13 protein-coding genes and 2 pseudogenes are annotated in these 13928 nt (G+C 47.8%); 1 reads left to right on the plus strand and 14 read right to left on the minus strand.

Annotated features, from left to right (window positions below; translation table 11 throughout):
• Positions 1-10: 10 nt before the first annotated feature.
• From HUN05_20885 to HUN05_20900, 4 genes and pseudogenes are all read right to left on the minus strand, one after another.
• Positions 11-904, minus strand: a complete 894-nt coding sequence (locus tag HUN05_20885) for a MinD/ParA family protein (protein WDP87278.1) — start codon at positions 902-904, stop codon at positions 11-13.
• A complete protein-coding gene (locus HUN05_20890; GenBank protein ID WDP87279.1) occupies positions 905-1990 on the minus strand; it encodes a protein FlhF in 1086 nt (361 codons plus the stop codon).
• Positions 1983-4078, minus strand: a pseudogene (flhA, locus tag HUN05_20895) (flagellar biosynthesis protein FlhA). Before flhA ends, HUN05_20890 begins: the two are co-directional and overlap by 8 nt.
• 100 nt (positions 4079-4178) lie before the next feature.
• Positions 4179-4550 (minus strand): annotated as a pseudogene (locus HUN05_20900) (EscU/YscU/HrcU family type III secretion system export apparatus switch protein).
• Between the two features lie 150 nt (positions 4551-4700).
• Here HUN05_20900 and HUN05_20905 point away from each other — a divergent pair.
• The gene (locus HUN05_20905) at positions 4701-5915 is read left to right on the plus strand and encodes an ISL3 family transposase (GenBank protein WDP87280.1); all 1215 of its coding nucleotides are present in this window, start codon (positions 4701-4703) and stop codon (positions 5913-5915) included.
• Here the strand turns inward: HUN05_20905 and HUN05_20910 are convergent.
• From HUN05_20910 to HUN05_20955, 10 genes are all read right to left on the minus strand, one after another.
• Positions 5904-6572, minus strand: a complete 669-nt coding sequence (locus HUN05_20910; protein WDP87281.1) for an EscU/YscU/HrcU family type III secretion system export apparatus switch protein — start codon at positions 6570-6572, stop codon at positions 5904-5906. The two genes, HUN05_20905 and HUN05_20910, sit on opposite strands and share 12 nt — an antisense overlap.
• A 3-nt stretch (positions 6573-6575) precedes the next feature.
• Complete coding sequence (fliR, locus tag HUN05_20915; GenBank protein WDP87282.1) at positions 6576-7364, minus strand: flagellar biosynthetic protein FliR; 789 nt, start codon at positions 7362-7364, stop codon at positions 6576-6578.
• Between the two features lie 13 nt (positions 7365-7377).
• On the minus strand, positions 7378-7647 hold the full coding sequence (gene fliQ, locus HUN05_20920; GenBank protein WDP87283.1) for a flagellar biosynthesis protein FliQ: 270 nt from the start codon (positions 7645-7647) through the stop codon (positions 7378-7380).
• A 3-nt stretch (positions 7648-7650) separates the two neighbouring features.
• Complete coding sequence (fliP, locus tag HUN05_20925) at positions 7651-8415, minus strand: flagellar type III secretion system pore protein FliP (protein ID WDP87284.1); 765 nt, start codon at positions 8413-8415, stop codon at positions 7651-7653.
• Entirely contained in the window at positions 8408-8803 is a 396-nt protein-coding gene (fliO, locus tag HUN05_20930) for a flagellar biosynthetic protein FliO (protein WDP87285.1), read from the minus strand. The genes fliP and fliO overlap by 8 nt, the downstream gene beginning before the upstream one ends.
• A complete protein-coding gene (gene fliN / locus HUN05_20935; protein WDP87286.1) occupies positions 8800-9141 on the minus strand; it encodes a flagellar motor switch protein FliN in 342 nt (113 codons plus the stop codon). Before fliN ends, fliO begins: the two co-directional genes overlap by 4 nt.
• Positions 9142-9143: 2 nt before the next feature.
• Entirely contained in the window at positions 9144-10136 is a 993-nt protein-coding gene (fliM, locus tag HUN05_20940) for a flagellar motor switch protein FliM (protein WDP87287.1), read from the minus strand.
• Between the two features lie 7 nt (positions 10137-10143).
• Entirely contained in the window at positions 10144-10737 is a 594-nt protein-coding gene (locus HUN05_20945; protein WDP87288.1) for a flagellar basal body-associated FliL family protein, read from the minus strand.
• A gap of 301 nt (positions 10738-11038) precedes the next feature.
• Positions 11039-13585, minus strand: a complete 2547-nt coding sequence (locus tag HUN05_20950; GenBank protein ID WDP87289.1) for a flagellar hook-basal body complex protein — start codon at positions 13583-13585, stop codon at positions 11039-11041.
• 43 nt (positions 13586-13628) lie between these two features.
• Positions 13629-13916 carry a hypothetical protein gene (locus tag HUN05_20955; protein ID WDP88170.1) on the minus strand — a complete coding sequence of 96 codons (288 nt, stop codon included), beginning with the start codon at positions 13914-13916 and terminating at the stop codon, positions 13629-13631.
• Positions 13917-13928 lie beyond the last annotated feature (12 nt).

Genomic DNA, 13928 nt, shown 5'->3' on the forward strand with positions numbered 1-13928 from the left:
AGGATTTCCTTTATTCAACAGCCTCAAACACCCGGTTCATAAAAAATGTTAAATTCCCGTCGGAGTGACTCTGCCCGCCTGTCCGGATCAAGGTCTTGGCAATGGCGTCGATTGCCTGACCTGCAGGTGTCCCGGGAAAGGCATCCAACAACAGGCTTCTTTTCCTCACCGCGTTCTGAAGGGCCCGGTCAAGGGGGATATATCCTGCATACTCAAGAACCACCTGATTTAAAAATTTATCCAATGCATTGCTCAAAGAGCTGTACACCCTTTTGGCATCGCTTTCCTGGTCTACCATATTTACCACCAGTTTAAAATGCCGGGTGCCGTATTCCTGGGACATCACCTTCATCAAGGCATAGGCATCGGTAATGGATGTGGGCTCGGTTGTGGCCACCACAAGGCACTCATCAGATGCGGCATTAAAGTAGAGTACATTTGAAGAAATCCCTGCACCCGTATCCAGAAAAATTATATCTGCCTGATCTGCCAGGGATTCAAACTCGGCAAGCAGGGTGAGTTTTTCCCCCTCGTTCAACTGGGTGAGATCGGCAAAACCGGACCCCCCGGGAAGAATGCCGATGCCATGACGGGTTTTCATCATGACCTGGTCAATGGATTTTTCTCCTGAGACCACATGGCGGATGTTGTATTCAGGCCTCAGGTTGAACACAATATCTATATTGGCAAGCCCCACATCCGCATCAATGATGATCACCCGTTTTCCCATGCGGGTCATGGCCACGGCCAGATTACCCACAATATTGGTTTTTCCCACCCCGCCTTTACCACTGGTTACGGCAATCACCCTTGGATAGGTTTTCACCTGTGAGGCCACACTTGCTTTTCTTTTTTCCATGGCATTGGTTCTGGCCATTTGTCGAAGTCCTTTTGCCTGATCCACCTAATCTCCTTTGGGGCTTTTTCTAAGGATTATTTTCAATAATTGTTGTTTTTCCGGAACAATTAAATCTTCAGGAACTTTCTGACCGTTTGTGATGAGCGACACAGGCATGTTAAAGTCGCTGACCTGATCCAAAATTTTACCGCATCTTTTGGTTTCATCAACTTTTGTAAACACATAGGTATCTGGATTAAATACGGAAAAAGCAGATGCCGCTTCTTTCATATTAATCAATTCAGAAGTAACACTCAAGGTTAAATGAACCGAGATCTTAAAATCATTTTTAATCAAACCAAGAATTTCATCTAATTTTTCCTTGTCATAATGACTGTGTCCTGCCGTATCAATGAGCACCATGTCCATGGATTTCATCCGGTCCAGGGCACAGGACAGATCCTGCCCGCTAAAGGCCGGCACACATAAAAGCCCCATGATCCCGGCATAGGCTTTGAGCTGTTCAAATGCCCCGATCCTGTAGTTATCAATGGAAATAAGCCCCACCTTCATCTTGCGGTTAAAGGTTAAAAAGGCGGCTAGTTTGGCAATGGTTGTGGTCTTGCCCACCCCGGTAGGGCCGACAAAAGCGGCAACATGGAGCACGCCTGAACTATTGTTTCTTTTAAAACAATCTTGAGTTTCCAGCCGGTTCAAACAAAGTGACATTACTTTTTTCTTCATTGCCTTGACCCGCAGATTCTGCTCCATATCCGCTGACAGGGATTGGACCGCCGTTTCGATCAATCCGGCAGCCAGTCGCTCACTCACACCGCTGCGAAGCAATGAGGCCAGAATACCCACAAATTCAAAGTTACGGCATAAAATCGGCTGCATCCCGCTGCCGAACCCGGCAATGGATATGATATCCTTAATCTCCGCAATATCTGATTTCAGGTCATCCAGATCAATATCCGGTGTCTCAGGAGAACTGATCCCGGCTTCCACCTCAAACATCTGGGTCCCATAGGGATTTTTGGGAGACTTGGGTATCTTTCGGGTAGACAGAATCATGGCATCTGACCCCATTTCATCTTTAACACTGGCAAGGGCCTCCTGGATATTGGCTGCCCGGAAGATTTTCTTATTCATTTTGCAAACTTACCTTTCCAACGGCCTGTAAATTAATGTCATCCACTATCTCTGCATGGGATACCACAAAAACAGTGGGAAGAGAAGATTCCACAAGTTTACGCACATGGCGGCGAAGGGTCGGTGCCGTCATCAGTACCGGCTGGGTATTGATGGCAATGAGGCGTTCCACCTGTTTGGAGACCGCCCCCACAAGTTCGCCGATCAGGGAAGGATCCAGGGCCAGGTATGCCCCATGCTCTGTCCGCTTGATATTTTTTGCCAGAACCTCTTCAAGCTTATGGTCCAGGGTGATCACCTGAAGTACCTTTCCCTCCTGAAGATAGGGGGCCAGCATCCCCTTGGCAAGACGCTGGCGAACGTACTCGGTGAGCAGGTCAGGATCTTTGCCTGCCGGTGCAAAATCAGCAAGGGTCTCCACAATGGTCAACAGATTTCTGATGGAAATTCTCTCCCGTAAAAGATTCTGAAGCACTTTCTGGACAATACCAATGCTCAGCAAATTGGGAACCAGTTCTTCAACGGCCTTGGGGCTTGTTTTTGCAAGGTTATCCAGCAGATGCTGAACATCCTGGCGACCCAGCTGGTCATAGGCGTTATTTCGCACAATTTCAGTCAAATGGGTGGCCACCACTGTGGAGTTGTCCACCACGGTATAGCCTGCAAATTTGGCCTCTTCCTCCCGCTCTACCGGGATCCACAAGGCCGGCAGATTAAAGGCCGGCTCCACAGTCTCAACCCCTTCAATGGGCTGGGCCACCCCGCCCGGATCCATGGCCAGATAATGGTTGATCATCAATTCCGACCCGGCAGCCTCAACCCCTTTTATCATCAGCCGATACTGAGCCGGGCTTAAATTCAGATTATCCCGGATATGAATGGGAGGAATGATAATGCCCATCTCTGTTGCAAATTGACGGCGAATGGCCTTAATCCTGCCGATCAGGGTGCCGTCCTGCTGCTTGTCCACCAGCGGGATCAGACCGTACCCCACTTCCAGTTCAATGGTATCCAGGCTCAAAAGATGTTCCACTTCTTCGGGCTCGCCTGACACCTCTTCTTCTGCTTCGGTTTCGGCCAGGGCCGTTTCCCCCTCATCCTCTTCTTCCTTGAGAAAATACCAGGCCAGAGTGCCCATGGTCAGCCCCAGGGTCATAAAGGGAATGAACGGCAGCCCCGGAATCAGTCCCATACAGAAAATAATCACAGATCCGACCAGGACAGGGGTGGAGCTTGAAAACAAATGGGCGGCAAATTCTTTACCCATCTTTGTCTGGGCACCGGACCGGGAGACCAGAAGACCTGCTGCCGCAGAAATTAAAAGCGCGGGAATCTGGGAAACAAGGCCGTCCCCCACGGTCAGCAGGGTGTAGTTGGTCAGGGCCTCCCCCATTTCCATGCCCTGCTGAACCCCGATGACAAAGCCTGCACCAATATTGATCATGATGATGATAATGCCGGCAACCGCATCCCCCCTGACAAACTTGGAGGCACCGTCCATGGCGCCGTGGAACTCTGATTCCCTGGCAATGGCCGCCCGTCTTTCTCCGGCCTCAATTTCATCAATCATCCCGGCATTCAAATCTGCATCAATGGCCATCTGCTTGCCCGGCATGGCATGGCATCCAAGGTAAACCGGGCAGCCACTTCTGCAATACGTCCCGCACCCTTGGTAATGACCAAAAAATTAATCAAAACCAGGATAATGAAAATAATCAGGCCCACCACATAATTTCCCCCGACCACAAAATTGCCGAATGACATGATAATGGCGCCGGCAGCCATGGGCCCTTCACTGCCGTGGAGCAGGATCAGCCGTGTGGACGCCACATTCAATGAAAGCCGAAACAAGATGAGCATGAGTAAAAGGGAGGGAAAAATGGCAAATTCCAGAGGTTTGCTGGTATACATGGTGGTAATCAGCACCACAATGGCAAAAGAAATATTCAATGCCAGAAAAAAGTCGAGAATAATCGGATGAAGGGGAAGGATCATTGCCATGAGGATGCCGATAAAGGCAACGATCATAAAAATATCAGATGATTCTTTTTTTAACCCGGCCAGAATCCCGGTTGCTTCTCCTGCCATTTATACCCCATTCATTTCTGACAATGGCGTCAAAAATTTGTCGTTATGCTTATTGTCCCTGTTTGAGCCGATACACGTATGCCAACAGTTCTGCCACTGCCTAGTAATATTCCAAGGGGACCTCCCCTCCGATATCTACATACTTATACAAATTCCGGGCCAATTGTTTATCTTCCACCAAAGGAACTTCATTTTCCCGGGCAATATGGCGAATATTTTTTGCCACAGGCCCTGCGCCCTTGGCCACCACCATGGGGGCCTCCATTTTCATATTATCATATTTCAAAGCCACAGCCAGCCGGGTGGGGTTGGTGACCACGACATCGGCTTCAGGCACTTCGGCCATCATCCGCTTGCGGGCGGCTTCCTGCTGAAGCTGACGGATCCGTGACTTGACCATGGGATCCCCTTCTGTCTGCTTGGCCTCATCCTTTACCTCTTTTTTGGTCATCTTCTGTTCATCTAAAAACTTCCGGTTCATCAGAAAATCGCGTACCTGGACTGAGAAACATCACTGGGAAGGCAATAACACAGTAAGGATTTTTATGCTTGAAATGATGGTGTGAACATGATCATGTTCTAATTTTTTTGTGTTATTCGCACAAAATCGGAGAATGAATTAATGTCCACAAGCTTCATATACCATGCCTTTGGCCTTCGTGACTACTTTTATAAAACAACACGTTTCATCGGTGGAATAATCACTTTTGAACTCATACCAAAACCGGAGGCGGTAAAATGCCCGGAATGTAATTCCAGGTCCGTCACCAGGAAAGGGATTGTGACAAGAGATCTCAGAACAATACCGGTAGGTTCAAAACCCGTGATTCTCAGGACGGCTATCCAGAGAATTTGGTGTTCGTTCTGTCAATTTGTCCGGCAAATCAAACTATCCTTTGCCCAGGAGGGGAAAAGCTATACCCGGGCTTTTGAACGGTATGTCTTGGAGTTGTCTCAGTTCATGACAATCAAAGATATTGCCATCCATTTAAGGATCAGCTGGGATACGATAAAGCAGATCCAGAAAGAAGACCTGCTGAGGCGTTATCGAAATATCCCCCTTGAGAAAGTCCGGCAGATTGCCATAGATGAAATTTCCATAGGGAAAGGGCATAAATACTTGACCATCGTGATGGATCTGGAATCCGGTAGAATTCTGCACGTGGGAGAAGGAAAAGGTGGTGAAGCTTTGAAATCTTTTTGGACAAAAGTGAAAATATCGAAAGCAAAAATCAAAGCCGTCAGCATCGATATGTCCCCGGCATACTTGAGTGCTGTTATTGAAAATCTTTCTGGTTCAGCAATTGTCTTTGACAGATTTCATGTTGTTAAATTGTTCAATGAGAAACTGTCGGATTTCAGGCGAAAGCTCTACAACCTTCTTGCCAATACCGGGCAACAAAAACTTCTGAAGGGAGTCCGGTGGCTTTTGTTAAAAAATCCCGAAAACCTCAGTGATGACAAGAAGGAGGCCCAACGGTTAGAAGAAGCATTGAAAATAAATCAGCCGCTATTGGTAGTCTACTACATGAAAGAGGAACTCAGGCAAATATGGAATCAAAAGAAAAAAGAAACAGCTGAAAAGATAGTCAGCAATTGGATCAATCTGGCCAATATTTCCAAAATTCCAATGTTGATGAAATTTGCCAAGACCTTGGCTGTGCACAGGCAAAGAATCCTTTCATACTATGATTACAGGATATCTACAGGTCCTTTAGAAGGGACAAATAACAAGATAAAAACCATGAAACGGAAAGCTTATGGATACAGGGATTCGGAGTTTTTCAGGTTGAAACTTTTGGACCTTCACAATAAAAGGTACGCATTAATCGGATGAACCAAACTTCCATTTCTGATAGGCATAATCCAGAAGGGCCAGCACAATCATGATCAGACAGACCTTGATAAAAATCCAGCAGGACTCCACCAGAAGAAACAAAAGAATACTGCCTGTGCTGTGGTCATACAGCCTTACAATGTCCGAGATCTCACCCATGGTAACCCAATAGCAGACAAGACTGACCACCCCGACCTTGACCAGGGTCTTTACAAATTCCACCACAGCTCTGGAAGAAAACTTATTCTTAAATCCGTTGATGGGATTCAGCCTTGAAAACTTGGGTTTCAAGGCCTTCCATGAGATCTCGAATCCCACCTGGGCAAAGTTGGAAAGCAGGGCGGTTATATACACGGCGCCGAACACGGGCAGACACATGAGAAAAATTTTCTGGGAATGATAGACCATGAGCCGGACAACGTCCAAAGGATTTAATTCAGGGATCCGTTCAAACCTTAAATTAAAATTAAACACCTTGCCCACTTCTTCGTACATAAAAAAAGCAGACCAGTACAGGGCCAAAACACCGCCCAGCAGTACAAAGACAGAAGGGATTTCCATACTTTTTGCAACCTGGCCCTCTTCTCTTGCCTTACTGAGCTTTCTCGACGACGCGTCTTCAGTTTTCTCTCCGCCGCTCTCGGGATCTTCAGCCATGATTTATCCTCCGCCCATATAAAATAACAAATACAGCATCAGTTTTCTAAAGGGTTCCAGATACTCCCGGGTCATCAGGCCGATAATTTCAAGGGTCACCCCGAAAAAAAGCAATCCCACCACAATTTTCACAGGAAAGGCAACGATCATCACATTCATCTGGGGAGAAAACTTGGAAATCAGGCCAAACCCCACATTCACAAAGGTGAGTGCGGCAATCACCGGCGCCCCTATTTTAATGGACAACAAAAAAAGATTGCCCCCCACTTCAAGAACTTTTTCCAAAAGGGCGGGGTGAAGCATGAAAAACCCCATGTGAACCAGTTCAAAGCTGTCAATCATAGACATGATCACAATATGATGGCCGTTTAATACCATAAAGACAACCACACAGACCCAATACCCGATCTGGTCCATGATCGAAACATTGGCCCCGGTCTGGGGGTCCAGCACGTTGATCATGGCAAAACCGATCTGGAATCCAATCACCTGGCCTGCCAGCTGAACCGCCCCGAAAAAAGCCCTCAAGCAAAGAGCCAATGTCATGCCAATGGCAAATTCTGCTGCAATTAAAAGCCCGGTAGAAATGATATCCATGGGAAAGCGTTCCAGATCCACCGGCACTACTGCATAAAATAGCAAAGAAAGGACCAGGGCAAGACCGAGTTTAAGAGGGTTTGGAAACACATTGGAAGAAAACAAAGGAAACATGAATAAAAAGACTGAAATCCGCATCAATACCAGCATAAATATTCTAAACCGTTCAGGTTCGATAATATCGAGTATCTCCATGGATTGTCATTGTTTAGCGGATATACATGGGAATATTCTCAAGAATATTTGCGGTAAAGGCCGTCATTTTTTCCAGCATCCAGGGTGCAGCAAAAAGAAGGCCTAAAAACACGGCAATTATTTTGGGAACAAAGGTCAATGTCATTTCCTGGATCTGGGTCACCGCCTGGAATACACTTACGGCAAGGCCTGCAATCATGCCTAAGCCCAGCATGGGCATGGAAAGGTAGATGGTCAAAAGAATGGCGTCTTTGGCAAAGGCAATGACAAATTCAGGGGTCATGGCTTATACTCCGAAACTTTTTAACAAAGAGCCTGAAATCATATGCCAGCCGTCCACCAGTACAAAAAGCATGAGTTTAAACGGCAGGGATATCATTACCGGCGGCAGCATCATCATACCCATGGCCAGAAGAACGGATGCCACAACCATGTCAATGACTAAAAAGGGAATATAAAGAATAAACCCCACAATAAACGCTGTTTTAAGTTCGGAAATCACATAGGCAGGGATCAGCACCAGCAGGGACAAATCCTCACGGGTCTGGGGCTTTTTAATCTCAGCCTCTTTGACAAACAGGGCAATATCCGCCTCTCTGGTATTGATGAGCAAAAATTTTCGAATGGGTTTCTGGGCCTCTTCAAATGCCACATCATAGGCCATTTCCCGTTCAAGATAGGGGTTCAAAGCCGTGTTATAAATTTCCAGGGCCACAGGCTTGATAATAAAAAAAGTCATGAACAAGGCCAGCCCGATAAGCACCTGGTTGGGGGGACTTGACTGGGTGCCGATGGCCTGGCGAAGAAAATGAAACACCACCACCAGCCGGGTAAACGGGGTCATGAGGATGAGAATGGCAGGGGCCAGGGAAAGAACCGTAAGCAGAGCAATGATTTCAAGAACCACTGCCACTTCTTCAGGTTCAGTGGCCTGGGTCACATTCAACTCCAAAGAAGGGATGGGAAAGGTGACGGCCCAGGACAGGTCTGCCATGAGCAGTATCATGCCCAAAACCAAGCCCAACCGGATAAAAAATCGGTTTTTATCCATTGTCACGGCTCCTGTCTGTACCGGAACTCTCTTGAGTCTTAAGGTTCGGCTTCAGGATCCGCCCTAAAAAATCTGAAAATTTGGACCCGGTATTTTCCAGGGCAGAGACCTGATCAAGATCAAGGTCACAGGATCCCAGTCTGGAAATATTGGACGGGGTCACGCCGATGAGCATGACTTCACCGGCCACAGAGACAAGCACCAGCTTTTCCTTGGGGGCAATATGATGAACCGAAAGGACCTGGATCAGCTGTTTTGACCCCTTTGCACCTCCCAGGCCCGAAAACCGCCGGAACAGGTAAAAGGCCAGCAGAAAAAAGCCCAATACCACAAAGAGCATGCCAAAGGTCCGGGCAAAGGCAAACCAAATATCGGTATCTGTATTCATTGTTCTTCCGCTGCCAAAGATTTTACACGGTCAATGGGGGTGATAACGTCGGTGAGGCGCACACCGAACTTTTCGTTGACCACCACCACTTCTCCCCTGGCAATGAGCTTTCTGTTGATATACACCTCCAGGGGTTCGCCGGCCAGTTTGTTCAGCTCGATAATGGACCCCTGGCCCAATTGAAGCAGATCATTGACCAGCATTTTGGTCTTTCCAAGTTCAACTGAAAGCTCCAGGGGAATGTCCAGAATAAAATCCAGCTCTCTTGCCTGCTGTTCCTCTGTTTTCTCCGTGCTTTCCTCGGATTCTTCCTCTGTAATGCCATTTTCATCAACCATGATTAATTCTCACAATCTGTTATAATTTTTTCATTGATCTTAAAGGCCTGAAATCCCCTTTGCACCCCGATATACCCGGTCAATTTCTCAAACCCGTCAACAAAACAGGACAGGGGATCAGCAGCGTCATTGTCCAGCTGAATCACATCCCCAGGCTGCATGTACAACAGTTTTTCACCGGTGATCTCTGTTTTTCCCAATTGGATTCTCAGGTTGATCTCAGACTTTAAAATCACCTCTTCAATCATCCGCCGCCAGTTTAAATCAATCTCTTCTATTTCCGCCTGAACCCCTGAAGACAGTTTATTTCTCATGGGTTCAATCATGGAATAGGGATAACAGACCACAAGATTTCCCGCGGCCTGCTCCAGCTCGATTTCAAACCGGGTCACAATGACCAGGTCCGTGGGCAGAACAATGGCCGTAAACTGGGGATTCATTTCAGAGCGTATCAAAGAGGCTCGTACCGGTTCAATGGGCACCCAGGAGGCTTCAATATTTTTTAAAATCGCAATGACCGCCTTTTTGATCATCACCTCTTCTATGGTGGTAAACTCACGCCCTTCCACCCGGGCCTTGCCCAAGGCCTCCCCTCCGAAAAAGGTATCAATGAGATTATAGACCAGCTGGCTTTCAAGCACCACAAGCCCGTGCCCCCTTAAAGGCTCCATCCTGAACACATGGAGACTTGTGGGTACGGGAAGGCTCCTGACAAACTCGGAAAATTTCAGGGTGTCAAAGGGATTGGCGCTGAAATCGACATTGGTCTGCAAAAGGGAAGATAAGGTGGCCCGGACTTCCCTGGAAAGGCGTTCATTAATAACGTCAAAGGTGAGCATCCTGGCCCTGACCACCTTGTCCTGGCTGGTAAAATCATAGGCAATGATCCCTTCAGCCGGTTCAGCCTGGGGCACCTCCGCCTCAGTTTCAACCTCACCTGAATCCAGACCGTCTAATAGACTGTCAACCTCATCCTGGGATAGAATTTCACTCATGACACCATCACTGCATTAGAAAGTTGGTAAAATAAATATTTCTGATTGTCACCTTGGGAAACATGGCATTCATCCGTTTGAGAAGCGCATATTTAAGTTTGATCTTCCCTTGCGAATTTCTCAATTCAAGCCAGTCCATCTCCCTTACCTGGGCCTCCACAATTTTACGAAGCCTGTCCTGCATCGTGTACACCTGCTTTCTATACCTGTGATCCGTCAGCTCCAACGATACATTGAGACTGATCATTCCCATGGAGGATCCCTTGCTCAAGGAAATCCGCTCAAAGGGTTCCAAAACCACAATATCTTCAAAGACAATCTCAGCCTGTTCCGGCGTGAGACCCTCCTGGGAAACCTTGGCCGGATCCGTTTTTTGTGCATCGGTTTCATCTGAACCCGAAAAAAAGAAAAGCAGCGCCCCTGCTATCACCAGCAAGAGGATAACCGCGGCCAGTACCATGATGATCAATTTCTTTTTGCCGGCCCAGACCTTGGCAAGAAAAGCAAATCGTCTTGGAATCTTTTCAGACGAATCCTCCGTCTGTTTAAGGTCTTCATCCATATTGTCTTGGTTGGGGTCTTCCAACAGGTCGTCAGCCACAATGCCTCCTGGTGATTTACATATGTCGTCTTGTTTAAGCACCCTATACAACAGCAATCCTTATGCCAGGCCTTCTCTATTTCAATAAAAAAAAAGGGAGAATAAAAGTTTGATCAATTATAAGCCCGGCCCGCGGGATTTGCAAAAAGATTTTTATCCCATGAACACCCCGAGGGGACAGATAAAAGAACCTGTCCCCTCGGGGTGTTTGAAAAACACGTCAAAAACAAAACCCACCTGTCAAATTTTTGACGAAAAACGATCTGCTGCCCTGAAAACTCATCCCAGAGACAGCCCTGGCCTATCGTTTCATCTGAATCACGGTCTGCATCATATCATCCACGGTGGTCACGGTTTTGGAATTTGCCTGGAACCCGCGCTGATTGGTAATCAAGGCCACAAACTCTTCTGAAATATCCACATTGGACATTTCCAAAGAATTGGGAGCAATGGTGCCAAGTCCGTTTTCACCGGGCTTATTGGTAATGGCCGTACCTGAGGCACGGGTTTCCCTGAACAGATTTCCCCCTTCATTGGAAAGACCGTAATTGTTGAGAAATTTGGCCAAACCCACACGGAAAAGGCGAATCAGCTGACCATTGGAGTAAATTCCTGTCATTACCCCGTCCGAAGAAACATCCACGCCCTGAAGATCTCCTGCGGAGTATCCGTTTGCATCCTGGAATGCCGTGGATGAGGATTTGGAAAACTGGGTGGTGGACAAGGACCCGTTGACAAAGGCGGAATTTTGATAGACTGAGCCCAGGTTCAACTCAATATCAGTCTCTGTGGCGCCGAAATCACCGCCTATAAAATCGGTATTAAAGCTGAAAAAACCGCTGGTCTCTATATCGTTTTTATCAATTTCCGTCCATGCCGTGGATCCCACAATATCAAAATCAATTTCACTCCTGTTATTGTAGGGATGGGCAGAAGCACCGAACTTCAAGGGATCATCAAAGGTAAACCGGATATCATCATTGTCAGAATCATTGCCCGATCCGTCCAGGTCAATGACCACCTCTTCCTGATCCCCTTTCAGGGTGGCATTGGCATACTCCACAGGCGGCACATCCGGATCCACGGAAAACAAGAGAGATGCCCCTGCAGCCACTGCACCGCCGGCCGTCGGTGTGACCCTAAGATCCAGGGTGCTGTCCCCGTCAAAATCAATGTCAAATGTCTGGGCCCCTGAGGTGGAATAGGTAATGGCTGCGGCAGCATATTCCTGGGGCGGGGTCGGATCCATCATAAAGGCAATGGACTGACCGTCAGCAGTGGTCATGGCAGCGCCAAAGGTATACTCAATGGTCGATTCCCCTGCTGAATCATTGTACCAGATATCAAATACCACATTGGTGCTGGATGAGGCTGCCGTATCAATGGCAATGGTGGCATTTCCCACAGCCGCAGAGTTCGGCAGCGGCCCTGCCGAACTCAGGGACCATTGGGTGCCGATCCAGTGGAGGGTGGGGGTGGCACCGGCAGTATCGGTGGCAATGGAACCTTCTGATCCTGCGCTCTGAACGGAAATCACAGGATCGTTGGTGGGCACAAAGGTATAGGTACTGGTAAAATCCTCAATTTTAACCCCGTCATTCCAGTCCCATTGAGTGCCGTCATAGCGCATTTTAATATTCTGGGCCACCATGCCCATGTCTTCGGCATTGTTGACCACCATGGTGGCGGCAGTTGTGGCTAAAGTACCGCCGGTGCTGTTTGTCATGGCCACCCCGGAAACCAAGGTGCCGGCGGAATTGGCAAGATCGGGATTACTCCAATACCACTTTCCGGTACTGCCCACATTGGGGTTCCAGACAATACCCAGTCCCTTTGAATCATGGGTCATCACACTGGGGTCATTGATCTCCAGGGTGGTGTTGTCATTGGCCGTATCCCCGAAATACCTTGTGCCTTCAATGCCCTGGACATGGATATTGTTAGGATCATTGATGTCAAACCCAAAGGAATCGGTTGCCACGGCCGGCTGGTCAAATTTAATTTTCAGATCGGGATCTGTCTGGGTGGGGCTCTGCTGGTTGAGCACCAGATGGACTTCCTGGTTATCCGAATAAACAATGGTGGCATTGGGATAATTGGCCGGTTTTTCCGAATTTTCAATGATCCCGTTGTTGTTGGCGTCCACAAAATTCCAGGCAGACCCGTTAAACTCAAAGGCAAACCCGTACCCGTCCTGGGCCAGTTCCTCTGAATTTAAGATCTCATAGTGGATGGCATCGTTGGTGTTCACCCCATTGGCCTGAAAATTACCCAGACGGCCGGTAAACTCACTCATGGTCAAATCCAGGATATCACCGCTGCTCTGGGAAAAGGTAATGGTTCCGCGGGCCAGCAACCCCTGGGCGTCCGTGCCCTGAACCATGTTCCGTTTGTCTTCTTCCGGGTTGCAGGTGATGATGTACTCCCATTCAGTGCCGGATTTTTTATCGTAAAACACAGAGACATCATGGGTACTCCCTAAAGCATCATACACCTTGAGCACGGTCTGGTATTCATAATTGGTGGATTTCATATAGGTATCTTCACTGGAGTCCCAATTGTTGGACAATACCACGGATTTACTGGCGGCATCTACATCCAGATTGGTAACAGCCGTGATCTGGGTGCTTTTCTTGGGCGGATTGGTAAAGGCCTGGAGAACAATATCATTGATGGCGCCGATATCATCCCCAGTCTCGGAATCCAGTTCCCACCCCTGAACCACATACCCTTCAGGATTTACCAGTTGGCCGTCCTTGTTGAACAAAAAAATACCCGTTACCTGAAGGGCATTTCCCATGTTTTTAAGGCCGCTGGTCCCTGTAAATAATGAACTTGATAAAGACATAATCCCTCTCCTGTGCTTATATGGCTTTCATGTACTTGGCTGTTTAGTTGTTCACGGCGGTTATGGAAAATAGAGCAACCAGCCGCCCGCTGTCCTGGAGAACCAGAAACTGGGTCCCGTTGGCTTTTTTAATACCTGAGACCTCTTCAGTCACAAGAGTTTTGGCGGTTCCGGATTCACTGGTTACCGTATAGTAGTACAACCCGTCTGACACCCCGTGACCGTCATCTCCGACACCATTCCAGCTCACGGTATTCTCTCCGCCTGAGGTATCTTCCTTGTCCACCTGGATGGTTCTGACCAGATTGTCAAAGACATCGTAAATTTTAATGGTTGACGCTTC

Source organism: Desulfobacter sp., from assembly GCA_028768545.1.
Classification (GTDB): domain Bacteria; phylum Desulfobacterota; class Desulfobacteria; order Desulfobacterales; family Desulfobacteraceae; genus Desulfobacter.